Origin of the sequence: Emticicia sp. W12TSBA100-4 (assembly GCF_040253585.1) — a bacterium.
Lineage (GTDB): Bacteria > Bacteroidota > Bacteroidia > Cytophagales > Spirosomataceae > Emticicia.
In genome coordinates this window covers 103,874-128,414 of record NZ_JBELAU010000002.1, presented here as the reverse complement: position 1 = coordinate 128,414, position 24,541 = coordinate 103,874, and the positions used below count along the sequence as shown (strand labels likewise).

Sequence of the window (24,541 nt, the reverse complement as noted above, 5' to 3'; positions counted from 1 at the left end):
ATCATTAAAGACATGAAGAAATTTAATAAATATATCATTGCTATCTTGTTTGTGAGCAGTTTGAGCTGTACGCAAGATTTCGAGAAACTCAACATTAATCCAACTGCTCCTGTTGATGTACAGCCAGAGCTTTTGCTTCGCAAAGTGCTGTTCGACTTCGCCGACCAAATGTCGTACGAAGGCTTTGTGGCGGGAAATTTATTGGGGCAACAATTTACGGCTATCGACTTTAATTTATTCGACCGCCACAGCTTGACCGAACCACAATACGGCGGAAATCCATGGCCGTTTTTATACGAAAACCTGCGTGATAATGAAATTTTGTTGGCAAAATCAAGAGCAAATGCAGCTTTTGGTGTCTATGAAGGCCCAGCCTTAATTTATAAGGCGTATTTGACAGGAGTGTTGACCGACCTTTATGGCGATGTGCCTTACTCAGAAGCCTTGAAAGGAAAAAGTGGAAACGTAACGCCAAAATACGATGCTCAAAGAGACATTTATTTAGGAAAAGATGGAATCATTGATAACCTAAATTCAGCAATTACGGCTATTACGAATTATAAAGGAGCAACACGTTTGCAAGGAGATATCATCTTCAACGGTGACTTGACTAAATGGAGAAGATTTGCTAATTCGTTGAAATTCAAATATTTGATGCGTGCATCAGGCAAAGAAAATGTGGCAGAGCAGTTGAAACAAATTTTTGCTGGCGGAGACTATATCAAAGATGCTACTCAAAATGCGGTTTATGCCTTTACGGCTTCGCAACCCAATAATTTTAGAATGGCAACAGCTCGTATTGGTGACTTCAATTTGTTCATCATGTCAGAAACAATGGACGAAATTCTGACCAAACTCGACGACCCACGTAAGCAAGTTTTATTCCGCCCAACGGCTAATAACGCCAATGTTTATAAAGGCTTATTAAATGGGCCAGATGCTTCAAAACTTTCTATCTCGGTTGGAAACTATTCTTTTTCAGGAAGAATTTTCAGAGAAGATGCAGGGCGTTTGAAGGCCAATTTCTTGACAAGTTTTGAAATGAATTTCTTGCTGGCCGAAGCTGCCGAAAAAGGCTTCATCAGTGCCGATGCCAAAACTTTCTACGAAACAGGCGTAAAACAAGCCTTCGATTATTGGTATTCGGTTTTGCCAGAAAATTACTTAAAAACTGGCCCTGCGGCATACAAAGTAGCCAATGCCAACCCAATTGAGCAGATAATTACGCAAAAATGGATTGCCAATGTTATTAACGGATACGAGGGCTGGAATGAATACCGCCGCACTGGTTTCCCGAAACTTAAAACTATTTCAGCAAGTTTGAATCAAAACTTGATTCCTGTTCGTATGCCATACCCAACCACCGAAGATGCCCTAAACAACGCAAACTTCAAGGCAGCAGCCGAGAAAACCAACAAAAACAGCATCAATTCTCCAGTTTGGTGGGATAATTGAAAAATTAGAACAAATCAGTGTAAATCAGCGTTGGAACATCCGTGTCATCAGCGTGCTATGAGTTTGCGAAAGTATTTTTCGAAGTACACTATTTCAAAACACACCGTTAAATATAAACTTTATGAGTACACTTACGTGGCAATGGATAATCTTGATAGCGGTCAACGTCGTGCTGTTTTGGGTATCTCCGTGGTCGAATAAAGTCAATGATTTTTTTAGAGGAAGCCACAACGACACGCCACCGAGTGCCTTTTTGCTCACGAGTAGCTTGGTTATCTGTTGGTTATTTGCCAAATCCATTACCAATGCCGCCGATTTAGGCTATCAGTTTGGCATTGTGGGCGGGGTGGCCTACGCTGGTTATTATTTGTCGTTTTTGGTGGCGGGTGTTATCATTTACCGAATGCGAACCAAAGGGCAATACAAAAGCATTCATCATTTCTTACAGACCAAATACGGAAAAGGGGCAATTATTCTTTTCACGATATTGATTGGGTTTCGATTACTCAACGAAATTTGGTCGAATACCATGATTGTCGGAAGCTATTTTGGCGAAAAAGGTAGTGTGCCTTATTTTGCTTCGCTCACAGTTTTTACTTTACTCACACTCGCCTACACGCTCAAAGGCGGAATGCGAACTTCTATCATTACTGACCTTATACAAATGGCATTTTTTGTGTTGTTGATGGTCATGATTTTGGGTATTATTATTCCAGAAACCGATGGAGGCGTAAAGACATTCGTTCAAAGTGGCGACTGGTCGATGGCTCAAGGAGTTAACCTACTTTTGGTGGCATTGATTCAAGTTTTAAGTTATCCTTTCCACGACCCCATTCTTACCGACCGAGGTTTTATTTCGAGTCCGAAAACTACGCTCAAATCCTATCTTTGGGCAACGGTTATCGGGGCGAGTTGTATTATCTTATTTAGTTTTGTAGGAATTTTTGCCAAAATGAGAGGTTTAGATGCACCTGCAACCATTGGCGTAGCCAAGTTTTTCGGCACGATTTTGCTCTTGGTTATGAATACTATCATGCTCACATCGGCGGCAGCTACTATTGATTCTACGTTTACTTCAACCGCCAAATTGGTACATATAGATTTACTCAACGAAAAAGGTATCAGCGTTTCAAAAGCCCGCCTCACTATGATTGCGATTGCTGTTTTTGGTACAATACCGATTTTCTTTAATCCCGAAATTTTATCAGCTACCACCATCAGCGGCACTATGGTGATGGGTTTAGCTCCTATATTTGTATTTTGGAATTTGGATGCTCCAAAAATATCTTATTTCGCTTCAGTAATTTTGGGCGTGGTGTTTGGATTTTGGTTAGTTTTTTATCCAGTACCAACCTTTATGCTTTTATCAGAAGGCAAATATGCTGATTTATTGAGCATCAATCTCTTTGGTACGATTGCTTGTTTTGTTGTTTTTTTACTACCGATTTTATTCAAGAAAAAAATTGAGTCAACTAACTAAAAATATTGGTCGATTAAGCGGAAAAGTTCTGGTTTTTGGCGGAGTTTATTCCAATTACCAATCTTTGGAAGAACTATATCGAATTGCCCAAGCCGAAGGAATAAAACCCGGCAATATTATTTCTACGGGCGATATAGTGGGTTATTGTGCAGCCCCAAGCGAGTGTTTGGATTTTATAGAAGATTGGAAAATCCACGGGATTCAAGGGAATGTCGAGCAGAATCTTATTAATGGAACAGACGATTGCGGCTGTAATTTTGAAGAAGGAAGTCGTTGTGATATTTTCTCGAAACAATGGTTTCCGTATGCAATGGTGCGAATGACCGAACGAAATATGGCTTTTTTAGGGCAATTACCTGAAAAAATTAGTTTTGAATATGCCGATAAAAAAATTGATGTTATTCATGGTTCTTACGATAATATCTCTGAATTTATCTTTAAATCAAGTGATTGGGCAATAAAAAAACATAATTTTGACCAAACAGATGCCGACGTTATTTTAGCAGGACATTGCGGACTGCCTTTCGCTGATGTGCAAGACGGAAAATATTGGCTCAATGCTGGCGTTATCGGAATGCCCGCCAACGATGGCACAGCAAGAGTTTGGTATTTGATTTTAGACGATGCCGATGGACAGTTTTCGTATAAATTTCACAATTACGAATACGAATCTTTTGAAGCAAATCAGCTCATGCTCGAAAACGGTTTGCCGTTTTCATATTCTGAAACGTTACTGACTGGCATTTGGGACAATAACGAAATTTTACCCGACGAAGAAACCGCTCTTGAAGGTATTCCGATTGAGTTTTGAGGCGATTCATCAAAATCGCCTTTTTTTATGCCTTTTCTGAGTAGAGTTCATCTACAATTCCTTGCATAGCTCTTTTAATCTCACGTACAAAACGCTTATTGTCAGGATTTTGTATGTTTTCTTCTTGCATTGCTTTGAAGAATAAAATATAAGTAGGCACATCTAAAGCCGCACTCAATTGCTCCATCGTTTCAAGACTCGGGTCTTGTTTTTCGGACTCAATTTGAGATAAATATGAATTAGAAATACCTGTTTTTTGAGCAAGTTCTGACTGGCTATAACCTTTTTCAAGTCTTGCTTCTTTGATTATTTTTCCGATGTGCATGATACACTTTTGGTTTATGCCAAGAACTCCATCATTCTAACAATCTTGTAAAGCCAACTGGCAACTTCACCCGATTTTTTCATTAGTTCTTTATAACTTTTTCCCTCTTCTTTAGCGATGGACTCTTTGGCTTTTTCAATGTTTTTTAAAACTTCCAACAACTTTTTTCTATCTTCTTTCGACAATTTGTTACTCAGTAACTGACTTCTAACGTCTAATTCTGTTCCCAATAATTGTTTGATGATAGTCAGATAATACTTTTCGGAATTTCCCATTTCTTATAAATATTTGCGGGGTTTATTTTTGGTTTTTTTTCTAAGTTTTTCATTTTTTTCATGATTTGATTAATGGGTACACAAATATAAAAATAATTTTATTAAAAACAAATTATTTTCACAAATAATGAAATTAATTTATTGTGTAAGAATATTTAATCTTTTGTAAGACACCTTTAAATCTTTTATCTTTGTTCAAAATTTATAGAAATGAACGTGCTTGACCTTATTTTTATCCTTCCACTACTTTATGGGGCTTACCGTGGCTACCAAAAAGGGCTTTTTATTGAAATTATCGGGGTTGCCGCCTTCATCGTTGCGATTGTGATTGGCTTTAAATTTTTGGGTTATGGAATGAATCTCATTGCCCCCGTTATTGGTGAAAGTTTGGCCAATCGTTTTTTACCTTATTTGAGTTTTACGGTTATTTTTTTTCCGACAATTTTTTTGATAAACAAAATGGGTTGGATGCTTCGTCGTGCTTTGCGTTTTACGATTTTGGGTACGATTGATGGCTTTGCAGGGGCTTTGGTGGGAGTTTTTACTTGGCTTTTCGGAATCAGTACATTTTTGTGGTTGATGTCGAGCATTGATATAAATCTTCCCGAAAAACTCACAAAAGAATCTTTGACTTATCCAGTCATGAAAAAAGTAGCTCCGACCGTTATCTCAAAAGTTTCCGATTGGATTCCGACGGGTGGAAATATGATTAAGGAATGGACAAAAGAAAATAAAAATTAAACGATATTATGGTGAAAAAAATCAAATTATTTTTGATGCGTAGCAATATCATCGACCTTGCTACGGGGGTGGTTATCGGTACGGCTTTTCAGAAAATCATTTCGGCAATGATTGATAAAATCTTTATGCCGTTGGTAGGTGTACTGATTGGAGGAGTAAACTTGAAAGATAGATATACCGAGATTTTGACTGTAAAGATTGGTTGGGGAGAAGCCCTACAATCAACTTTTGATTTTGTGGTGGTTGGTACGATTCTATACTTTTTTCTGAAAGCCCTTGGTCAAAGTACCGAAGCTAAACCACAAGTCGATGATTTATTGATTGATATTCGTGACGAACTGAGAAAACTCAATGCCAAGAAGTAGAACGATTTTCTAAATTGTTTTGTAGGACAGCTTTGTAAGTTGTCAGTTGGGTAAGAATGTGCTGTACAAGAAACAAGTTGGAAAATCGGTTCGCCGATGCGGTTGTCCTACAAAATTACTTCTCAAATAACCTCGCCAAACGCCCAGCTACAAAGCTAAAAACCAACGAGATTCCGCAGCCAGCAAATGTGCCAAACATGGCCATATCTGCACTTACAGGCGTGAAAAGTTTTAAGAAATAGACACTTAATAGGATTGCTACTTGCGTGAGTGCCAATATCCAGCCACGGTGCGGCTCTAAATAGCCAATTAGAAAACTTGAAATTGCCAATGCCGACATCATCAAGTATGCTCCTGAACCAATGCTGTGATAAATAATATAAACTACCAAAGCCGTTACGGCCAACGAAATGGCAATATGACGTAAAAATTTAGTGTCCATTTACTGAAAATTTAGACCACAAAGGTACGAAACTATAAATTTATCCCATCACAATATCGCTGATATGAGAAAAATTGAAGATTAAAAATTAAGTAATTGATGATTGTAGAATTGTTCTTTTACATCGAACCATCAAAAATCAGCAATTCTCAACCTTTAATCCGTGCGACGTCCGCTTCAATCAAACTTTTAATTCAACAATATTGTGATGGGAGAGAACTTTTAATTCTTTCCGCTTCCACTCACCCCGCCAGCAGCAGGAGTACCCGTAGCAGGTTTTTTATCAAAATCGCCTGCTTTTACGATTGAAATCTTCTTAGGGTCAATAAATTTCTTGATAGCTCCGTTTACTTGCTCAGGTGTAAGAGCCTCGACTTTTTTCTCAAAGTCAGCATCGAATGCGAGCGTACGGTCGTAGTACAAGTAGTTGTTTAAGCGACTTGAAAGTTCGTTATCTTGCGAGCGAGAAACGCTACGGCTTTGCAACCAACCCGACTTGGCGGCTTTTAACTCATCGGCCGTGAAACCTTCATTTACTACTTTTTCGATTTCTTCGTAGAAAGCTTTTTCGAGTTTTTCGGCATTTTCTGGAGCATAGATAGCATAAGTCATGAAGCTACCTGATTTATCGAACGGGCTTCCCGAAAGATTTGAACCAACACCGTAGCTAATACCTTCTTTCTGACGTATTCTAACGGCCAAACGTGAACTCAAAAATCCACCACCGAGCATATAGTTACCCAACAATAAGGCAGGATAATCGGCATCGGTTTCTTGTAATGGAAGATTCTGACCAGCTAAGAAAAGTGCATTGGCCTTATCAGGAGTTTTGATGGCACTATTCGATGGCGAAATCTCTTGGAAAACCGCTTGAATGCGTTTGAATGGTGCTGGTGATTTCCAAGTTCCGAAGTTGGTGCTGATGCTTTTACGCACAGCTGCTTCATCAAAATCTCCAACAACCGACATCGTAGCGGCCGAAGCACCGTAGAAATCAGTGTAGAATTTCTTAACGTCTTCGAGTTTTACGTTTTTGTTGCTTTCGATGCTTTCTTCAATCGTTGGTACATAACGTACGTCAGATTTCGGATAAGGATTCATCATGCGTTGGAACGCCGTGAATGCCAAAGCCTGTGGGTCGCTTTTCTGAGATTCAACTTGAGCCAAAATTTCTTGTTTCATGGTTTCAAATTCTTTCTCATCAAAAACAGGATTTTTCAAAATGTCATTAACAATCGCCAAAACTTTTGGCAAATTATCTTTTGTTGACTCAATGCTTATACCAACATTGTTGCCACCACCACCGATGTTTACTTGTGATTTTAGTTTATCGAGCGTGTCTTTCAATTGTTGGCGGCTCAATGTTTTGGTGCCTTTGTTCAACATCGAGGCTGTGTATTGTGAAATCGTAGCTTTGTTTTGGAGGCTTTGCTCATCGCCCATGCGTAGCGTGATATTTGCTCGTACTGAGTTTCCACGAGTCGATTTTGGTAACAAAGCATATTCCAAACCATTTGGCTCTTGTCCACGCTTCGTGCGACTTTCGATATTGGCTGGCGATGGGTCAAAGGCTTCGCCTTGTGCCACAACTGCACGACCTTTGTAGTTTTTCACTAAAGCATCAACATCTGGCGACTCTGGTACTTTCACACGGTCTGGGTTTTCTTCTGGAATAAATACCCCAATAGTGCGGTTCGATGGCTTGAAATAATATTTTGCCACACGTTTTACATCATCAACCGTAATTTTTTCGAGGGCATCACGGTAGATAAAAATCAAACGCCAGTCGCCCGCACCCATATACTCGCTCATTTGTAATCCTACACGCTCACTGTTGCGAAGCGTGAGTTCTAAGCCTTTGAGGGCTTCGTTTTTCGCACGCTCAACGTCTTCTTTCGTAAATTCCATTGAGCCTACGCCATCGAGCATCGTCAGCAATGCTTTTTTTGTTTCATCTAAATTCTTTTCTTTCAAAACACTTAGTCCGAAATAGAAGAAAGTTGGGTCTTTATTCGTGAATGAATAGGCATAAAGGCTCGAAGCGAGTTTGGTTTCAACTAATGCTTTGTAGAGTTTTCCACCAGGTTGGCTTGTTAAAATCCCCTGCAAAACATCTAAAGCTGGGTAATCTGGGTGGCTATTTGAACAAATATGATAAGCAACACCAATGGCTTGCACATCGCCCACACGACGAAGCGTAACCGAACGCTCGCCATCTTGCACTGGCTCAACTGTGTAAGTTGGTTGTAGCTTGCGAGTTGGGCGAGGAATTCCACCAAAATATTCCTCATTGATCATTTTAAGCACTTTGGCTTCATCAAACTTTCCTGCAACCAACAAAATAGCGTTGTCTGGCTGATAATATTTTTTGTAGAAAGCCTGCAAATTATCAATCGGCACTCGTTCGATGTCTTCACGTGAACCAATCGTTGAGTTTCCGTAGTTATGCCACAGATATGCAGTTGAAATTACTCTTTCACTTAACACACTTTCGGGGTCGTTTTCACCCGATTCAAATTCATTTCTTACTACCGAAAACTCCTTTTCGAGGTCTTCTTTCTTGATAAATGAATTTATCATGCGGTCAGATTCGAGGTCTAAGGCCCAACGAAGATTTTCTTCAGTTGAGGCAAAAGTCTCGAAATAATTGGTACGGTCGAGCCATGTAGTACCGTTTGGTCTTGCACCGTGGTCGGTCAATTCTTGCGGAATATTCGGGTGTTTGGGTGTACCTTTAAACACCATGTGTTCGAGCAAGTGAGCCATACCCGTTTCGCCATAACCTTCGTGGCGAGAACCAACCAAATACGTGATGTTTACGGTAGCCGTTTGCTTCGATGGGTCGGGAAAAAGTAAAACTCGAAGACCATTGCCAAGCAAATATTCGGTGATGCCCTCAACCGAAGTAACTTTTACAGGTGCAGGAATTGGAGCTTTTTCTTCAACAAGTGCTGTTTTTTGTTTCTTTTTTCTCTTTTTTTTCTCTTTCTTTTGAGCGAACGCATCGCCACCAATCAAGAAAATACCCACAAGCATCATCATGATGAACTGCTTGAGGTTCAGGTTTCGGTAATAGTTTAACATAATTTTTTGTTGGATTAATTGTGTAAATAATAGGCGAGGAGTAAAAAAACTACTAACCTGCATTATATAACGAAGAAAATAGTTAGAATGGTCAATTACAAATAAAAAATGTTAAAAAGCGTTTATGGTGGATAAAAGGGGTATATCCAAAATAGAAATACATTGTCCCTCATCCATAGCGTCGGGTTTGCAAACCCGACGCTATGGATGAAAAGAGAAAGGGATAGTTCACGCCCAGACCAAACAGTTTTTTTATAACTTTGTTACATGCAAAAACTCTTCAAAACATATCTTCGTCGGCTTACTAATCTTACTTCACGGAATCGTTCGTTATTGTTGCTTAATTTACCCCAAGAACAATTTCTTGATTTACACCAACTCGATTTTCTGGATAATAAGCCTTCGTTTGAGGTTATCAACCAACTTATTGCTCAAAAATCGCAAATTCCGCTTTGTGATGTGATGGATAGTCGTTTAGAAAAAGTAAACGAAGCGAGTAAAATTCTTAGAAAAATAGCTCGAACCGAAGCATTTATCGAGCAAGAACGTGGGTCGGAAGATTTGTATGTGGGTTATCCGTTTGTGAAAGGAAAGCTTTCAGATGGCACGGTGGTGCGTTGTCCGCTGTTGTTTTTTCCTGTAACACTCAAAAATAGTGGCGATGGTAAAAAATGGTTACTCGAAAGACGTGAAGAAAGTATTAGCTTAAATCGTAGTTTTTTGCTGGCTTATTCACACTTTAATCAGATAAAAATCAACGATGATTTGCTCGAAACCTCATTTGATGATTTTAGTAAAGAAAGCCTTGTTTTCAGAACTCAATTGTATGAATTATTGAAAAATAGCCCCGTTGAAATTAATTTTAATCAAGATAATTTTACGGAACAACTCATTGATTTTCAGAAGTTTACAAAATCAGATTTAGAACAACTCGAACGCAACGGCGAACTCAAACTTTTTCCGCAAGCAGTTTTGGGTATTTTCCCGCAGGCGGGTTCTTATTTGGTGCCTGATTATGAGCAACTTATAGCCCCCCCCGCCCCCGATGGGGGAGGAGCGAGAGGTTCTAACATTTCCCCTCCTTTTTTCAAGGAGGGGTGTCCTGACGAAGTCGGACGGGGTGGTTCTGGGTCTATAAATGTTTTAAGGCATGAACAGTTGGAACCAACCACCCCGTCAAAATTCGACGTTGTCAGAATTTTGCCTCCCCTCCTTCAAAAGGAGGGGAAACTAAAAGGGAATTTGCGTGAAGAAAACTCCTTCCTCCCTTTTTTCATCGATGCTTCGCAAGAGCTTGCTATTCAGCAAGTTAAGTCAGGAGGTTCGTTGGTTGTACAAGGCCCGCCAGGGACTGGAAAATCTCAGTTGATTGCCAATTTGGTGGCAGATTTTACTTCAAGAGGCAAGAAAGTTTTGGTCGTTTGTCAAAAACGTGTAGCACTCGATACTGTTTATCAGCGATTGGAAAACGCCCAAATGACCGATTTTGTGGCGTTGATTCATGATTTCAAGAATGATAGAAAGGCATTTTTTGAGAAAATTACGAATCAGATTGAGCGAGTGGAGGAATATCAAAAGAAAAATAAAAGCCTTGATGCGATTTTTCTGGAGAGAAATTTTACACAAACCAGCCGCCGAATTGATAAACTTTCGGAAGAGTTGCAAGCCTTCAAAAATGCCCTTTTTGATGAATCAATTTGTGGAATTTCAGTCAAAGAATTGTATCTGACAAGTAGTATTGAAAAGCCATACATTGAACTTGGAGATAAGTATAAAGTTTTTACTTTCAATGATTTAGCCGATTTTGAGAGTCGATTGAAACGTTATTTTCAGTATGAGCAAAAGCTACAATCGAGCGATGGATACGAGTTTTGGAAAAACCGAGTTTTGTTTGCTAATTTTACTTTTGCCGATGTCCCAAAAATCAAAAATGTCATTGCCGAAGTAGCCGATTTTCAGACAAAAAACTTTACTCGTTTTTCAATTACCGAACTAAATAAGCTTGATGAAAGTATCGTACAACAATTCTCCGAATTGTTTGTCAGCGAAGAAGTTACAGAGATTTTTAAAGCAATAAAAAATGAGAAAAAGTATTTAGTAAACCGACAATTTGACCTAAAGAAAATCAGTGCCGAAATAAACCATCTGACCAACCAAAATTGGATAGAAACTACCTTGCCAACGGAGCTTCTTTTACACAGAAAAAGCCAAGTTGAGCAAGCATGGACGGCCAGTAAATCGGGTTTAAGTTGGTTTACTTGGAAGTTATTTTCTAAAGATAAGAAAGAGGTTGAACAACTGCTTTTTCAGAATCGGCTATCATTGCAAAGTGCTGATTTAGAGTTGCTTATCGATAAAATAAATAATAGAATTACCTTCGAGAACTTGAAAGATAAACTGGCAAAAAAAGAGATTTATATTGATGCAAAAGAAGATGCCGAATCAATCTTACAAACTTTGAAAAGTTATATTCTCGCCAATGATGCTTTTGCTCTTTATACGGCCAATAATTTTCTTCAAAACGACGACTTTTCTCTAAGATATTACGCAGATTTAAAACAAATCATCAAAGAAGTAAAGCAAAAACTGCCTCAATGGAAGGTGTTTCTGAGTGATTGGCAGATAAACACCATCATAAACTACTCGGAGAATGGTTTAAGCGAACTCTTCGACTACCTGCAAGAAGCTGATAGTCTTAAAAACTCTTTCAGCCATACCGAACTGGTGATTATCGAAAAACTGATAGGAAACCCCGATAATGCGACCGAAGTTTTTCAGAATTCTTTGCGTTTGGCTTGGATTCAGCACATTGAGACAATTTACCCGATTTTGCGAAGTGTGAGTTCGCTCAAAATGCAGCAAATGGAGGACGAATTGCAAGAAAGTGTTTTACAAAAACAGGCTTTGAGTCAAGAAATTGTGCTGCTTAAATTGCGTGAACAAACTTATAAAGGCTTACTAATCAATCGCTTACAAAACGTAGTTACTTACCGAGAGCTGCATCATCAAACTACTAAAAAACGAAAATTATGGTCGGTTAGAAAAGTTTTGGAGGCGTATTCTGATGAGCTTTTTAAACTCATTCCATGCTGGATGGCTTCGCCCGAATCGGTTTCAGCGATGTTTGAAATGAAAGAAGGCTTATTCGATTTGGTGATTTTCGATGAGGCTTCTCAGTGCTTTGCCGAGTACGGTATTCCTGCCATTTATAGAGGAAAACAGATTGTGGTAGCGGGCGATTCGAAGCAGCTTCAACCCAATGATTTATACCAGATTCGCTACGAAGAAGATTTGACTGACGAAGAACCGATTCTGGAGATAGATTCGCTGCTCGATTTCGCTGCTCAATATTTGCCACAGGCTTCATTGATGGGTCATTATCGCAGTCAATCGCTTGATTTGATTGGTTTTTCTAATCAGTTTTTCTATAAAAACTCTTTGCGTTTATTGCCTCATTATGAGCAAATTAGCCTTAATCAACCTGCCATAAATTATATAAAAGTGGAAGGCATTTGGGAGAAAAATACTAACGAGCGTGAAGCTCAAAAAGTGGTAGAGTTGGTGACTGAACTACAACGAACTTCCCCCGAAAAAAGCATTGGCGTTGTGACTTTCAATCATAAACAAGCAGAATTGATTGAGAATCGGTACGCCGAAACGTTTGAATTAAGAATTAAGAATGCAAATGCTCAGATTTCTGTAAAAAACATTGAAAATATACAAGGAGATGAATTTGATATTGTGATTTTTTCGGTGGGATATGCTTCCGATGCCAATGGTCGATTATTGATGAATTTTGGTAGTTTGAATCAAAATGGGGGAGAAAATCGACTCAATGTGGCGGTTACTCGTGCGAGAGAAAAAATCTATGTAGTGTGTAGTATTTTGCCAGTCCAACTCAATGTTGAAAACGCCCAAAATGAAGGGCCGAAATTGCTAAAAAAATATTTGGAATATGCTCTTGCAGTATCAAATGGTGAGTTTCTGCACGAGCCAAATCTACCAGAAAGTTTCCGAACTGATTGGTTTTTGAAAGAACAATTGAAAACTCGTAACAGCCAGTATATCAGCGAATTACCTTTTGCAGATTTGACCGTAAAAGCTACTAATGGAAAATGTGATTCTTTGATTTTGACTGATGATGATTTGTATTTTGATGGCATTTCTCCGAAAGAATCTCACGCTTATTTACCCATGAATCTTCGAGCAAAAGGCTGGAAATTTGAGCGTTTTTGGAGTCGGAATTTTTAGAAAGAAATAAAAGGAAGGCTTCGGACTGGGCGTCCCCCTCAAAGCGAAGCCTTCCTTATTGTTAGGCCTTCACTTCTTTCTTTTCAGGAATCAAAATCGAAGCCAGAATACTGGTTGCCAAGATTCCCACAATCACAATCAGAGAATGCGTATTCGTAAAGCCAAGTCCTTCCATTTGGTGGTGGAGAAGCATTTTTGCACCAATAAATGTCAATAAAACGCCCAAACCCAAAGGCAAATAGCGGAATAGCCCCATGATGCTTGATAAGAAGAAGAACATCGAACGAAGTCCCATAATAGCAAAAACATTCGAGAAAAATACAATGTAGGGGTCTTTCGTAATTGAGAAAATTGCAGGAATAGAATCAACCGCAAAAACCACATCCGTACCCGCAATTACGAGCATCACCAAAAAAAGTGGTGTGATATACCATTTCTTATATCTTTTGTGATAAATCAAGAAATTATCGGTTACGTTTCTTTTATAAACGTTAAAAATCTTTGAAGCAACTTTCACCACTGGGTGTTTAGCTGGTTCGATTTTTTCTTCCTCTTCTTCTTTACTAAAGAAAATTTTCAGACCTGTATAAACCAAAAATCCGCCGAAAACATAAAGAATCCACTCGAATTCTTGAATCAAGGCCGCACCGATAAAAATAAAGATAAAACGCAACACAATTGAGCCAAGAATACCCCAAACCAATACTTTTTTGTAGAATTTTTCGTGAACACCAAACGAACTGAAAATCAAGATGAACACAAAAATATTATCGACCGAAAGTGAGTATTCAGTTAAATAACCTGTTAAATAATCAATAGCCATGCTATTTTCAAAGGCTTGTAGAGCAGCATTGAAATCGGTTGGCAGTTTTAGTTTGTCGTAATATTTTAGTCTTACAGATTCGAGGTGCGAAGCATCGCTAATATCATGAATCAGATAGCCGTATTGACGTAAAAAAAAGAAAAATCCGATGGCCAAAGCCACCCAAACGGCACTCCAAAGTCCCGCTTCTTTGAAACTTACTTTGTGGCTGGTTGATTTACTAAAAGCTCCTAAATCGAAGGCCATCACTAAACCGACAAAAATTGAGAAACAGATAAAAAATATTGTTTCGTTTGAAAAAGTCATAAAATCAAGTTTTTAATAAATATACAGTTTAATTTTGGCATTTTGTTTGCCTTAAATCTTTAATAATAGACACTAAACATAAATGTCAATTTGCAATTCAAGAGAAACATGCTGTATTTTGTAACAAAGTTTCAACAGAATTGATTTGCAAAATTGCACCGAAAACTCGAATAATTCATGTATAATGGTAAAAAAGTAGTCATCGTTATGCCAGCGTATCGTGCATCGCTAACGCTTGAACGTACTTACAAAGAAATCCCTTTTGATATTGTTGACGAAGTAATCTTGGTTGATGATTACAGCCCCGATAATACGACCGAAGTAGCTAAAAGTATTGGTATTCAGCACGTTATCCGCCACGATGTAAATAAAGGCTATGGTGGAAACCAAAAAACTTGCTATACAAAAGCTCTCGAAATTGGGGCAGATATTGTGGTGATGGTTCACCCTGATTATCAATATACTCCAAAGCTAATTAGAGCAATGGTGAGTATCATCGGCGAAGATTTATATCCAGTAGTTTTTGGTTCGAGAATCTTAGGTAAAGGTGCTTTAAAGGGCGGAATGCCTCTTTATAAGTACATCGCCAATCGTTTCTTGACACTCTCACAAAATATTTTGATGAGCCAAAAACTCTCAGAATATCATACAGGCTACCGTGCATTCTCACGCGAGGTTTTGCAAGCTGTGCCATTCAAAAAATGCGACGATGATTTTATTTTTGATAATGAAATGATTGCTCAAATCTTCGCAAAAGGCTACGAAATTGCCGAAGTAACCTGCCCAACTAAGTATTTTGATGAGGCATCTTCTATCAATTTTGTGCGTAGTTCAAAATACGGTTTGGGTGTTCTTAGAGTATCGTTCCGCTATTTCTTGAATAATCTTGGTATTTTTAAGTGGGATTTATTGAAGTAATTTCGATATAGTTTTCTAAGGAAGTCTTCGCTATAAGCGAAGACTTCCTTTTTTTCATTAACTTTGAATTTTAATCAACGAAAGTTAACATGTCAGTTATTATTTCTCCAATTTCCGAAAGTTTAAAAACTTTTCTCGAAACAAAAAGTTATTCTAAAATCATTGTCTTGACCGATACAAATACCAAGCGTTTTTGTTATCCAGTTATCAAAGATTCTTTGCCGAAGCATACGCTCATTACCGTAAAACATGGCGAAGAAAACAAAAACCTTCAAACTTGCGAGCAGATTTGGTCGGCCATGACCGAAGCACAACTCGACCGTCATGCTTTGATGATTAACTTGGGCGGAGGAGTAATCGGCGATATGGGTGGTTTTTGTGCCGCAACTTATAAGCGGGGCATCGATTTTATTCAGATTCCGACTACGCTACTTTCGCAGGTTGACGCCAGCGTAGGAGGGAAGTTGGGCATTGATTTTCAAGGGTTTAAGAATCATTTGGGCGTATTTACTTTACCCAATGCGGTTTTGATTGACCCTGTTTTCTTGGAAACACTCTCGGAAAGAGAAAAACGCTCTGGTTTTGCCGAAATTTTGAAACATTGTTTGATTCAAGACGGAGAAAAATGGCAAGAAATCAGAAGAAAAGATTTAGCTGACCAAGATTTACCCGATTTGATTGCTCATTCGGTCGAAATTAAGAAAAAAGTGGTTGAACAAGACCCAACCGAGAAAGGTTTACGCAAAATTCTGAATTTCGGACATACGCTCGGACACGCAATTGAGACGTTTTTTCTGCCTCAAGGAAAAAAAAGATTGTTTCATGGTGAAGCAATTGCAACCGGAATGGTCTGTGAGTCGTATATAGCATATACACGAGGTTTGATTGACGAAAGAACGCTCGAACAAGTCGAAGAATTTATATTTTCGATATATGGAAAAGTAGATATTGATGTTGCCGATTTTGATACAATCATCGGACTTACGCTTCAAGACAAGAAAAATAAAGGCAAAGAGGTTCGCTTCTCGTTGATAAATGCCGCAGGAAGCTGCTTATATGATATAGTGGTGAGTAAAAATGAGATGAAAAAAGCCTTAGAATATTACAAAGGCTGAAAATAAGGTGGGTGCGGATAAATAGAGATGAATTGTGATTGAGTGAGAGGCGGAGATAAAGCAACAAAAAACTTGATTTTTTAGAATTGATTGATTAGCTTTGAATATACTACAATGGTTGGCTGCTTCCATTGAGAATATTTATAAATAGTTGATAGTAAACTTTTTGGTGATTTTAAATCACGCTTTGCGAATCATTTGTATTTTTAAACCAATTCAATTTGTAAGCCTTATGAGAAAAATTTATCTGTTATCTGCACTCATTGTTTTAGCTGTATCAAGTTTAGTTTTATCAAGCTGTAATTCTATCAAGCTCATGGTCGATAACGACTATAGCTATGAAACCGATTTTACAAAGTACCGTACCTACAATTTCTTGAATTGTGAGATTGATACTTCGTTTGTTTGTTCCGAAATTCAAGATGCCATTCGTCGCCAGATGAAAGCCCGTGGTTATAAAGTAGCAGCTGAAGACCCAGGTTTATTGGTAAGTTATAGCATTATTCGTGACCGTGTTGACTACAAAGGATATTTCCAACCATCGCTCGACCGTTGGGTCAATCACTTCGATGGCGATGATACTTACAAAACTCAGAATTTTCATTTTGGTGGTGGAATGATTTTAGTATCGTTACTCGATGCTGAAAGTAGCCGCCTGATTTGGCGTGGATACGCTTCTGGTGTTTTCAATAAACAAGTCAATAAGCCAATCAACTACTACCGTAGTGTGGTCAGAAATATTTTCGATCAATATCCACTTTTTGCAGCGGGAGAAAAACCACGAAAGATTGAGGAGTTATAAGAGAGTATATAATCATCAGTCAATAGCGGGCGACGTTCCGTTCAGCAGTTTTCAATTCTCAGTCCAGTTTTACGCAAACAGTTTTGACTCAATGTAACTGTCCACTGAAGACTTAAAAACACAAAAATGAAAAAAACTTTATTTTTCCTCTCAATAATAGGGCTTTTCAGCAGTTGTATGCGAGTTTTCGTTGATAACGATTACCGGTATTCAACACACTTTAAGCAATATCAAACCTATGCTTTTGTTGATTGTGAGCGAGACACCAACGTTATCTGTGAAGACGTACAGCAAGCAATTCAGTATCAGATGCGGGCAAGGGGATACGAGTTTAATGCCCAAAAACCCAATGTTTTTGTAAATTTCACGATTTATTATGACCCTTTGAAATACAAAGGTTATGACCAGCCATCGCTGGTCAATTGGGTTTCTACCGAAGACGATAATTATAAATATCAACCAGTAAAGTATGCTTTGGGTAGCGGAACATTGATGATTTCAATCATTGAAGCCGAAACCAGTGAGATTGTTTGGCGTGGATATGCCACTGGAATTTTCAATAAGGCATCATCAAAACAAAACTATTTTAAGAGCATTGTTAGAAATATTTTCGACCAATATCCGCTTTTGGCAACTGACGAAAAGCCACAGAGTTTTAGGGAAAATAGCCGTTATTGAATAACTTAGCGGCTATTATTCATTATTGCGATATATCAATGCTTACAGTTTACGGAATACCCAACTGCGATACAGTAAAAAAAGCTCTCATGTGGCTCAAAGACCACAATGTATCTTATGAGTTTCACGATTATAAAAAGAAAGGCATTACGTCTGAAAAGCTCGAAGAATGGCTTACACAAGTACCTTATGATAAATTGGTGAATCGTGCAGGTACTACCTTCAAAAAATTGACTGACGAAGAAAAGGCAAAAATTACAGATAACGCTTCGGCTATAGCTTTAATGCTTGAAAAGACATCGGCCATTAAACGGCCAATTATAGAATCTGACAAGATTTTGGCGATGGGTTTTAAGGCTGAGGAATATGAGGTGATTTTCGGGTAACTTACCAAATGATATTAAAAATGCTCTACTCAGATAGTAGAGCATTTTTAATATCGAAAACTTTATAAAGAAAGATACATCAAAAACATATAAAATTTTGTATTGATGGTGCTTGATTTTTTGTAAACTATATCATCCAAACTTATCCAATTGTTTCACCACTACACCAAAATCTTTCGGATAGGGTGCTTCGGTCGTAAGGACTTCGCCATTCATCAATCTAAATGTAAGCGAATGTGCGTGCAGAGCAACTCTTCTGATAAGTGGAATTTCTTCCGTTCCGTTTTTTAAATTAAATTTCTTACTCTTGATTTGTGAAAGATAAATATCATCACCGCCATACATCGGGTCAGATACAATCGAGGCTTTTAGACATTGTAAGTGAACCCTAATTTGGTGCATACGCCCCGTGATGGGCATACATTCTACCAAAGTATAATTTCGATAAGCCTTTAAGGTATTGAAGATAGTTTCGGCAATTTTACCTTTTTCTCGGTCGATTCTTACGCCTGTGCCGTCACGTAGTTGGGCTATGGGTAAATAAACCGAAACGCCCTCAAAATCATGCACACCATTCGAGATTGCGTGATAACGCTTGGCTACTTCACGAGCTTCAAATTGCATGGCAAGATTACGGTAAGCTGCTGGATTTTTGGCAATGGCCAATACGCCCGATGTCTCTTTATCAAGACGATGGCAAAGTTGGGCATCATCTGAATATTCTTTTGCCAAACGCAAAATACTTTGGTGCTTATCTTGTGTTCTTTCGTCAAGACTTGATAAATAGGGTGGTTTATTTATCAAAATATAGTCTTCGTTTTCAAAGATGATGATGTCTTTGAAGTCGATTTTCTTAATTGTATTTTTTATTTTGGGAGTTTCCTTTTCGTCGAAAACACTCAAATCGAAATCGTATTCCATTTATTTACTGCTTTTTTATGCAAAGTTACGCTTAAAACCCATAAGGTATTGTCAGCGGTGCAGGTTTTTATGGAATATTATTCTTTTTCGATAGAATTTTCAGTTGTATTTTCGATGATTTTGGCGAGTTTGAATTTAAAAGTAGTTCCTTTATCAATTTTACTCGTAACTGTAATTTTTGAATTGTGGGCATTCAGAATGTGCTTGACGATAGCCAAACCGAGGCCAGTTCCGCCCGTATCACGTGAGCGACTTTTATCAACTCGATAGAAACGCTCAAAAATACGAGAAATATGTTCGGGCTGAATGCCTGGGCCATCATCTTCGACGGATACATGAAAGTGTTTTTTGTCTTCTTCTATTTCTACTATGATTTTACCGTTTTCTTTACCGTATTTAATCGCATTATCGATGAGGTTAGTTAAAACCTGCGTAATTCGCTGTTTATCAGCTTTTACGAGTGCTTTTTCGAGCGTTTTAGGCTTTATTTTTAGAGCTACACCTCGGCTTTCGGCCTTGTGTTCGAGCTGCTCAAATATTTCTTGCGTGATAATCTTTAAATCGATTTGCTCAAATTGCATTTTCAAATCGCCTTTTTCTACCTGCGAGAGTGTCACTAAATCTCGGACCAGAGCGTCGAGTCCGTCGATACTTTTGGCGGCACGATTCAAGAAACGGTCGAGAGTTTTGGGGTCGTCTTTTGCTCCATCAATGAGCGTATGAATGAAACCTTGGGCAGCAAAAATGGGTGTTTTGAGTTCGTGCGAAACATCGGCTAAAAATTCTCGTCTGAACTGCTCCATTTTTTTCAATTCTTCGATTTCGGTTTGCTTTTTTGCTACATAAGTCGAAATCTCGGTATTGAGTTTTTTGATTGGATTGACACTTTTCAGCAAACTTTTTCTCGAAATATCAAAATCTCGAATCTTGAGTTGCTGAATAGTCTTTGAAATTTGTTCTACTTCTCTGAAAACCAAAATATCAATTGTGTAGAATACCAAAAAGAAAGTAGCAAAGAAACACGCCACACCTACAACAAAGAGCATGGCGGCCGTTACATCAGGCACGAAACTTAGAAATGCTACCGAAACAAGGGTAATAAGTACTGCCAGAAAAAGAGCAATAACTCGGGGACTAAATGACATTTTTGGTCGATAATTTACTGAATTATGGGCAAATGTAATTGATTATTAATGATTTATCATCAAAAATTATGCCTCATCAGTAAACATATATCCAACGCCTTTGAGGGTTTTTATGTAGTTTTCGCCTACTTTTTCTCTTACTTTTCTGATATGGACATCAATCGTACGTTCGACAACATACACATCAATTCCCCAAATTTTTTGCAAGATTTCGTCTCTACTAAATACTTTATTGGGGTGTTGAGCAAGAAAAGAGAGTAATTCAAACTCTTTTTTAGGCAAAACAATGACGCTTCCGTCAGATTTTGTAACTGTATAATTCAAGCGATTGATGTTCAAACCTGCTATTTCGATAGAATCACTCGAATCAGTTTTTTGGGCTTCACGTCTGAAAAACGCATTGATTCGGCTCATCAAAGCACGTGGCTTGATGGGTTTGTTGAGGTAGTCGTCAGCTCCGACTTCAAAGGCTGCTACTTCCGAATATTCTTCTGAGCGAGCTGTAAGATAGAGAATATAAGTACTTTTAAGTTCGGGCATTGAGCGAATTATACGCCCAACTTCGATGCCATCAAAGTGTGGCATCATAATATCAAGAATTACTAAATCTGGGAGAAATTCTTTGGCAATTTCGATGGCTTTTTTACCATCGGGTGCAGAGGCAACTTTATAACCTTCCTTTTCGAGGTTGTAGGTCAGTAACTCTACGATGTCGGCTTCATCGTCAACTACTAAAACACGGTGAGCAAGACTCATAAGCTGTAATTTTATTTGTCGGTGTAATTTACTGCTACAAAGGTAAGGTTAAAAAAACGTTAGGTATATTAAGCCAATGTTAAATCTTATTGAAGGGGGTAGTTTTGAATGAAAATTAAGTGTTTTGGAGTAATAAAACAAGAGTTGCAACGAATATAAAACGGAATATATATCTTTGTGGGGAAATAGAATGACGATTTACGAATGGCGATTTACGAATCAAATTTACGTTTAGTAGTATAATAATTGAGGAAAATATATTAAAAAATGGGGTTAGAAATTGAGAGAAAGTTTTTGGTAAATCATGTAAAATGGGCTGCTACCGAAAAGCCGAAAGCAGAGTTTTATAGACAGGGATATCTATTGACAGACCCCAATAAAACGATTAGAGTAAGAGCTACTGATACTAAGGGTTTTATGACGATTAAGGGCAAGTCGGAGGGGGCAACTCGTGCCGAATTTGAATATGAAATTCCTAAAGAAGAAGCCATTCAGCTACTCAATATGTTTGCCGTTTCTGATTTGACAAAGTATAGATATAAAACAGTTTTTGCCGAAAAATTGTGGGAAATTGATGTGTTTTTGGGTGAAAATGAAGGTTTGATTGTGGCAGAAATCGAGCTTTCAAGCGAAGATGAAATATTTGATTTACCCGATTGGGCGATGGAAGAAGTAACTGGCGAAAAAAAATACTATAATTCTAACTTATCGACTTTGCCTTTTAAGCAATGGTAAATTTCTTGAGTTTTACCTTGTTGAAACAAGGTGCTAAAATAATCAAAGGTTACTTTATTTTTTTCAATACGACTTAAGTCGTATAAAATGCAAATCCACAACCTTTGATTATTTTAGAAACCTATTTGAATAGGTTTTATTACAGAGAATATTATTTTTCCACCTTCAAAATCCCGAAAGCTTCTGGTCGGTGAAAACGTGGAATCGCTCCACTCATGGTCGGATTCCAGCACAAGTACGCACACGTAGCGGGTGTGCCAGACCAATCTGGTTTGGTGTGCGATTTGAGAGAGATAATTCTATAAAAATTTACTCGATAAGTATCTTTCGTTTTTCCACCTAATAATGCCCACGGAATTTGCATTTTTCCTGACCAACTATCGGCCGTTTTGCTTACCGAATGAACAATTTTTGTTTCTTCGTGGCTCACAAAATCGCAGCTTTTAGGAGCTTCTTTGGTTGGGTTTTCAATCCAGCCAGCAAAAAGAGCATTGTTTGGGTTAATTTCTAACTCTAAATAACGAGTAGGGGTACTTGAGCCTTCGGCAATGAAAAGCTCAAAAACCTCTTGATTATACATTTCGCTATTGTGTTTTGTATAAGAATTTTGTTCCACAAAAGGATTTTGTAAGCAGTTGAATTCTATACTTAAATATTGGTCGTCAGCTTTTAATTTCACTTCGGTTATTTGGCTCGAAGTTTTGCCATCAGTGGCATTTTTAAAGTGATTTTCTGGAAGTTTAGTCCAGACATTTTTAGGTAAATTGATAGTTGGGGTTGTACTCATTGAAGCAAAAAAGAGGTATAAAAATATTAGCATAATTGTTATTGGATAGCGAATAATGTTAGGTCGAAGCTACTGATTTTTTGTTCAGTTTTTCCTTGATTTCAATAATTTTCTCTTTAATATCTAACACGTTTGCTTTTATGGCGTGTCGATACTCTTCTTTTTCTGCATCAGTACGTTGAGCTGCATCTTGGGCAATTTTTGCTTTGAATGCTACCTTTTCAGCTTCGGTCAAATCTTTAAACTTTCTAAATTCTTGATAAAGTTCTGTTTGTTTTGCTTTAATGCTCATATAATTATTCATTTTCTAATTTATACTTAATCTCCAAAATCAAATCTAAAAGCATATCAATAGCTTCTCTGATTTCTTCACTTTCACCTTCAATTTCGCACCGCCAATTATAGAAATCGAGCAATTCTTTGTATCCTTTTAAATCTAATTCTAAAATAATCCGTTCTAATTCTGTCATTTTTCTAATCAAATTTAACCAAAACAATTTAAAATCAAATAATTCTTTTACCAAACATAAGTAGCCACCGAGCCAGCATCGAGTGTGGTAGTTACTTGTTTATTATGATAACGAATATTGAATTCTTGGGGTTTGTTACCTTCGTTTTGTACTATCAGAATAGTTTTGCCAGATGGAGTTTTAAAGGCTACATTAGGCAGCGACATGGTAATATTTGAAGCAATTCGCACTGAGTTGGGGCGAACAAACTTTGAAGCATGAGCAATAATATAATAAGCAGGATTTCGGGTAATGTCTTGCCCAATCGTGATAGCTCCCAAACATTCTGTACAACCTCCATCCGTATGTGGATTTTGCTTTGTGTCGGCTGCCAGATTCCACTCTAAAACCGTTTTGCACCAATTTCGAGAAGCACCAATGACTAAATTTTTGATATGCCACGAAAAATCACCCGCAAAATTTCCTGGAGCTCCAATCCATTGTTCAGTAAAATAGAGGTTTTTGTCTGGATGAGCTTCGTGAACGCTTCTGATATTTTCTACGTTTCCGCCGTATAAATGAAAAGCTGAGCCATCAATATATTTTCGTGCTTCTGCATCATTCAAGACACTGATTGGATAATCGGGGCGGTCGGCGTTATGGTCGTAAATGATAATTTTTGTATTGATTTTCGCTTGCTTGAATGCTGGGCCGAGATTGTTCTTTACAAACGTAGCTTGTGCATCTTGTGGCATCAATAAACTTGGATTATTTCCAGGGTGCAATGGCTCGTTCTGAATCGTGAGGGCATCAATCGTGATACCTTCTTTTTTCATTTCCTGAATATATTTTACTAAATAACGAGCGTAAACATCATAAAATTCGGGTTTTAGACTTCCGCCTTTAGAATTATTGTTGGTTTTCATCCAAGCTGGTGGAGACCACGGCGATCCCAAAATCTTTATTTTAGGGTTAATTGCTAAAACCTCTTTCAAGACTGGAATCAAATGTTTTTTGTCTTCTGTCAAACTGAAATTATTGAGTTTTGGGTCGGTTTCGCCCGTCGAAAGGTCAACGTAAGAAAAAACATGGCCATCAAGGTCAGATGCTCCTACGCTTATACGTAAATAACTTATTCCTATATTATTGCCATCGGTGGCAAACAACTCTTGCAGAATTTTCGCTCTTTCGGTAGCATTCATCTGGCTTAAAAGTTGTGTACTTCCGCCTGTGAGTGTATAGCCAAAGCCATCCATTTGTTGGAACTTCTTGGCATCATCTACATAAATACTGGGCAAAGTATTACTGACTTTATCAAAACTAAGGGTATTCGTTTGTTTCTGAAATAAGACAGATTTATCGGTTTTTGTGAGCCATATTTCTACGTTTTGGGCATTCGTCTGCAAAACCAATGCAGACAGCAAAAGTGCGTAAAGTTTTTTCATTGTAGTTTTGTTTGAATATTGGTTTGCAAGATACATAAAATGATTG

24 protein-coding genes are annotated in these 24,541 nt (G+C 38.0%); 12 read left to right on the top strand and 12 right to left on the bottom strand.

All coding sequences use genetic code 11. From position 1 onward, the window contains the following. The first annotated feature begins 12 nt into the window (after positions 1 to 12). The 3 genes from ABR854_RS02760 (at position 13) to ABR854_RS02750 (ending at position 3,746) form a co-directional block, all read left to right on the top strand. Positions 13 to 1,455: a SusD/RagB family nutrient-binding outer membrane lipoprotein gene (locus ABR854_RS02760; RefSeq protein WP_350263820.1), complete on the top strand. Its 1,443-nt coding sequence runs from the start codon at positions 13 to 15 to the stop codon at positions 1,453 to 1,455. Positions 1,456 to 1,576: 121 nt separating this feature from the next. Further along, positions 1,577 to 2,935, top strand: coding sequence for a sodium:solute symporter (locus ABR854_RS02755; RefSeq protein ID WP_350263819.1), 1,359 nt, complete (start codon positions 1,577 to 1,579; stop codon positions 2,933 to 2,935). Then, the gene (locus ABR854_RS02750; protein WP_350263818.1) at positions 2,919 to 3,746 is read left to right on the top strand and encodes a metallophosphoesterase family protein; all 828 of its coding nucleotides are present in this window, start codon (positions 2,919 to 2,921) and stop codon (positions 3,744 to 3,746) included. Before ABR854_RS02755 ends, ABR854_RS02750 begins: the two co-directional genes overlap by 17 nt. 25 nt (positions 3,747 to 3,771) lie before the next feature. Here the strand turns inward: ABR854_RS02750 and ABR854_RS02745 are convergent, their stop codons facing one another. Further along, a complete protein-coding gene (locus ABR854_RS02745; RefSeq protein WP_350263817.1) occupies positions 3,772 to 4,071 on the bottom strand; it encodes a helix-turn-helix domain-containing protein in 300 nt (99 codons plus the stop codon). 14 nt (positions 4,072 to 4,085) lie between these two features. Beyond that, positions 4,086 to 4,346, bottom strand: a complete 261-nt coding sequence (locus ABR854_RS02740) for a hypothetical protein (protein ID WP_350263816.1) — start codon at positions 4,344 to 4,346, stop codon at positions 4,086 to 4,088. Positions 4,347 to 4,556: 210 nt separating this feature from the next. On the opposite strand from ABR854_RS02740, the gene ABR854_RS02735 reads away from it, so the two are divergent. Together ABR854_RS02735 and mscL are read left to right on the top strand one after the other, a co-directional pair. Further along, complete coding sequence (locus tag ABR854_RS02735; protein WP_350263815.1) at positions 4,557 to 5,087, top strand: CvpA family protein; 531 nt, start codon at positions 4,557 to 4,559, stop codon at positions 5,085 to 5,087. Between the two features lie 8 nt (positions 5,088 to 5,095). After that, positions 5,096 to 5,452, top strand: a complete 357-nt coding sequence (gene mscL / locus ABR854_RS02730; RefSeq protein ID WP_350263814.1) for a large conductance mechanosensitive channel protein MscL — start codon at positions 5,096 to 5,098, stop codon at positions 5,450 to 5,452. A 115-nt stretch (positions 5,453 to 5,567) separates the two neighbouring features. On the opposite strand, the gene ABR854_RS02725 is transcribed toward mscL, so the two are convergent. Then, a complete protein-coding gene (locus ABR854_RS02725) occupies positions 5,568 to 5,894 on the bottom strand; it encodes a hypothetical protein (RefSeq protein ID WP_350263813.1) in 327 nt (108 codons plus the stop codon). Between the two features lie 222 nt (positions 5,895 to 6,116). Next, on the bottom strand, positions 6,117 to 8,978 hold the full coding sequence (locus ABR854_RS02720) for a M16 family metallopeptidase (protein ID WP_350263812.1): 2,862 nt from the start codon (positions 8,976 to 8,978) through the stop codon (positions 6,117 to 6,119). A gap of 267 nt (positions 8,979 to 9,245) precedes the next feature. Here ABR854_RS02720 and ABR854_RS02715 point away from each other — a divergent pair, with 267 nt between their 5' ends. After that, entirely contained in the window at positions 9,246 to 13,229 is a 3,984-nt protein-coding gene (locus tag ABR854_RS02715; protein ID WP_350263811.1) for an AAA domain-containing protein, read from the top strand. A gap of 61 nt (positions 13,230 to 13,290) precedes the next feature. On the opposite strand, the gene ABR854_RS02710 is transcribed toward ABR854_RS02715, so the two are convergent. After that, entirely contained in the window at positions 13,291 to 14,358 is a 1,068-nt protein-coding gene (locus ABR854_RS02710) for a TerC/Alx family metal homeostasis membrane protein (protein ID WP_350263810.1), read from the bottom strand. A gap of 177 nt (positions 14,359 to 14,535) precedes the next feature. Here ABR854_RS02710 and ABR854_RS02705 point away from each other — a divergent pair, with 177 nt between their 5' ends. The 5 genes from ABR854_RS02705 (at position 14,536) to ABR854_RS02685 (ending at position 18,257) form a co-directional block, all read left to right on the top strand. Next, the gene (locus tag ABR854_RS02705; protein ID WP_350263809.1) at positions 14,536 to 15,276 is read left to right on the top strand and encodes a glycosyltransferase family 2 protein; all 741 of its coding nucleotides are present in this window, start codon (positions 14,536 to 14,538) and stop codon (positions 15,274 to 15,276) included. 89 nt (positions 15,277 to 15,365) lie between these two features. Next, complete coding sequence (gene aroB / locus ABR854_RS02700; protein WP_350263808.1) at positions 15,366 to 16,391, top strand: 3-dehydroquinate synthase; 1,026 nt, start codon at positions 15,366 to 15,368, stop codon at positions 16,389 to 16,391. A 232-nt stretch (positions 16,392 to 16,623) separates the two neighbouring features. Beyond that, positions 16,624 to 17,193 (top strand): DUF4136 domain-containing protein, encoded by a 570-nt coding sequence (locus tag ABR854_RS02695; protein WP_350263807.1) that lies wholly within the window; start codon positions 16,624 to 16,626, stop codon positions 17,191 to 17,193. Between the two features lie 126 nt (positions 17,194 to 17,319). Beyond that, positions 17,320 to 17,871: a DUF4136 domain-containing protein gene (locus ABR854_RS02690; RefSeq protein ID WP_350263806.1), complete on the top strand. Its 552-nt coding sequence runs from the start codon at positions 17,320 to 17,322 to the stop codon at positions 17,869 to 17,871. A gap of 38 nt (positions 17,872 to 17,909) precedes the next feature. Continuing rightward, a complete protein-coding gene (locus ABR854_RS02685) occupies positions 17,910 to 18,257 on the top strand; it encodes an ArsC family reductase (RefSeq protein WP_350263805.1) in 348 nt (115 codons plus the stop codon). 132 nt (positions 18,258 to 18,389) lie between these two features. Here the strand turns inward: ABR854_RS02685 and ABR854_RS02680 are convergent, their stop codons facing one another. The 3 genes from ABR854_RS02680 to ABR854_RS02670 form a co-directional block, all read right to left on the bottom strand. Then, entirely contained in the window at positions 18,390 to 19,178 is a 789-nt protein-coding gene (locus ABR854_RS02680) for an RluA family pseudouridine synthase (RefSeq protein ID WP_350263804.1), read from the bottom strand. A gap of 77 nt (positions 19,179 to 19,255) precedes the next feature. After that, positions 19,256 to 20,323 (bottom strand): sensor histidine kinase, encoded by a 1,068-nt coding sequence (locus ABR854_RS02675; RefSeq protein WP_350263803.1) that lies wholly within the window; start codon positions 20,321 to 20,323, stop codon positions 19,256 to 19,258. Positions 20,324 to 20,389: 66 nt separating this feature from the next. Continuing rightward, a complete protein-coding gene (locus ABR854_RS02670) occupies positions 20,390 to 21,079 on the bottom strand; it encodes a response regulator transcription factor (RefSeq protein ID WP_350263802.1) in 690 nt (229 codons plus the stop codon). A 267-nt stretch (positions 21,080 to 21,346) separates the two neighbouring features. Here ABR854_RS02670 and ABR854_RS02665 point away from each other — a divergent pair, with 267 nt between their 5' ends. Then, positions 21,347 to 21,814 carry a CYTH domain-containing protein gene (locus ABR854_RS02665; RefSeq protein WP_350263801.1) on the top strand — a complete coding sequence of 156 codons (468 nt, stop codon included), beginning with the start codon at positions 21,347 to 21,349 and terminating at the stop codon, positions 21,812 to 21,814. A 151-nt stretch (positions 21,815 to 21,965) separates the two neighbouring features. On the opposite strand, the gene ABR854_RS02660 is transcribed toward ABR854_RS02665, so the two are convergent. From ABR854_RS02660 to ABR854_RS02645, 4 genes are read right to left on the bottom strand one after another with little or no spacing between them, the layout of a single operon-like run. Continuing rightward, positions 21,966 to 22,634 (bottom strand): carbohydrate-binding family 9-like protein, encoded by a 669-nt coding sequence (locus ABR854_RS02660; RefSeq protein ID WP_350263800.1) that lies wholly within the window; start codon positions 22,632 to 22,634, stop codon positions 21,966 to 21,968. A gap of 25 nt (positions 22,635 to 22,659) precedes the next feature. Continuing rightward, the gene (locus tag ABR854_RS02655; RefSeq protein WP_350263799.1) at positions 22,660 to 22,893 is read right to left on the bottom strand and encodes a hypothetical protein; all 234 of its coding nucleotides are present in this window, start codon (positions 22,891 to 22,893) and stop codon (positions 22,660 to 22,662) included. 4 nt (positions 22,894 to 22,897) lie between these two features. Then, positions 22,898 to 23,071, bottom strand: coding sequence for a hypothetical protein (locus tag ABR854_RS02650; protein ID WP_350263798.1), 174 nt, complete (start codon positions 23,069 to 23,071; stop codon positions 22,898 to 22,900). 47 nt (positions 23,072 to 23,118) lie between these two features. Continuing rightward, positions 23,119 to 24,495 (bottom strand): glycoside hydrolase family 30 protein, encoded by a 1,377-nt coding sequence (locus ABR854_RS02645; protein ID WP_350263797.1) that lies wholly within the window; start codon positions 24,493 to 24,495, stop codon positions 23,119 to 23,121. Positions 24,496 to 24,541 lie beyond the last annotated feature (46 nt).

What these genes read in the sequence shown, in the direction of transcription:
- ABR854_RS02760 (WP_350263820.1), top strand. Translation starts at nt 13, where the DNA reads ATGAAGAAATTTAATAAATATATCATTGCTATCTTGTTTGTGAGCAGT.
- ABR854_RS02755 (WP_350263819.1), top strand. Translation starts at nt 1,577, where the DNA reads ATGAGTACACTTACGTGGCAATGGATAATCTTGATAGCGGTCAACGTC.
- ABR854_RS02745 (WP_350263817.1), bottom strand. Translation starts at nt 4,071, where the DNA reads ATGCACATCGGAAAAATAATCAAAGAAGCAAGACTTGAAAAAGGTTAT.
- ABR854_RS02740 (WP_350263816.1), bottom strand. Translation starts at nt 4,346, where the DNA reads ATGGGAAATTCCGAAAAGTATTATCTGACTATCATCAAACAATTATTG.
- ABR854_RS02735 (WP_350263815.1), top strand. Translation starts at nt 4,557, where the DNA reads ATGAACGTGCTTGACCTTATTTTTATCCTTCCACTACTTTATGGGGCT.
- mscL (WP_350263814.1), top strand. Translation starts at nt 5,096, where the DNA reads ATGGTGAAAAAAATCAAATTATTTTTGATGCGTAGCAATATCATCGAC.
- ABR854_RS02725 (WP_350263813.1), bottom strand. Translation starts at nt 5,894, where the DNA reads ATGGACACTAAATTTTTACGTCATATTGCCATTTCGTTGGCCGTAACG.
- ABR854_RS02720 (WP_350263812.1), bottom strand. Translation starts at nt 8,978, where the DNA reads ATGTTAAACTATTACCGAAACCTGAACCTCAAGCAGTTCATCATGATG.
- ABR854_RS02715 (WP_350263811.1), top strand. Translation starts at nt 9,246, where the DNA reads ATGCAAAAACTCTTCAAAACATATCTTCGTCGGCTTACTAATCTTACT.
- ABR854_RS02710 (WP_350263810.1), bottom strand. Translation starts at nt 14,358, where the DNA reads ATGACTTTTTCAAACGAAACAATATTTTTTATCTGTTTCTCAATTTTT.
- ABR854_RS02705 (WP_350263809.1), top strand. Translation starts at nt 14,536, where the DNA reads ATGTATAATGGTAAAAAAGTAGTCATCGTTATGCCAGCGTATCGTGCA.
- aroB (WP_350263808.1), top strand. Translation starts at nt 15,366, where the DNA reads ATGTCAGTTATTATTTCTCCAATTTCCGAAAGTTTAAAAACTTTTCTC.
- ABR854_RS02695 (WP_350263807.1), top strand. Translation starts at nt 16,624, where the DNA reads ATGAGAAAAATTTATCTGTTATCTGCACTCATTGTTTTAGCTGTATCA.
- ABR854_RS02690 (WP_350263806.1), top strand. Translation starts at nt 17,320, where the DNA reads ATGAAAAAAACTTTATTTTTCCTCTCAATAATAGGGCTTTTCAGCAGT.
- ABR854_RS02685 (WP_350263805.1), top strand. Translation starts at nt 17,910, where the DNA reads ATGCTTACAGTTTACGGAATACCCAACTGCGATACAGTAAAAAAAGCT.
- ABR854_RS02680 (WP_350263804.1), bottom strand. Translation starts at nt 19,178, where the DNA reads ATGGAATACGATTTCGATTTGAGTGTTTTCGACGAAAAGGAAACTCCC.
- ABR854_RS02675 (WP_350263803.1), bottom strand. Translation starts at nt 20,323, where the DNA reads ATGTCATTTAGTCCCCGAGTTATTGCTCTTTTTCTGGCAGTACTTATT.
- ABR854_RS02670 (WP_350263802.1), bottom strand. Translation starts at nt 21,079, where the DNA reads ATGAGTCTTGCTCACCGTGTTTTAGTAGTTGACGATGAAGCCGACATC.
- ABR854_RS02665 (WP_350263801.1), top strand. Translation starts at nt 21,347, where the DNA reads ATGGGGTTAGAAATTGAGAGAAAGTTTTTGGTAAATCATGTAAAATGG.
- ABR854_RS02660 (WP_350263800.1), bottom strand. Translation starts at nt 22,634, where the DNA reads ATGCTAATATTTTTATACCTCTTTTTTGCTTCAATGAGTACAACCCCA.
- ABR854_RS02655 (WP_350263799.1), bottom strand. Translation starts at nt 22,893, where the DNA reads ATGAGCATTAAAGCAAAACAAACAGAACTTTATCAAGAATTTAGAAAG.
- ABR854_RS02650 (WP_350263798.1), bottom strand. Translation starts at nt 23,071, where the DNA reads ATGACAGAATTAGAACGGATTATTTTAGAATTAGATTTAAAAGGATAC.
- ABR854_RS02645 (WP_350263797.1), bottom strand. Translation starts at nt 24,495, where the DNA reads ATGAAAAAACTTTACGCACTTTTGCTGTCTGCATTGGTTTTGCAGACG.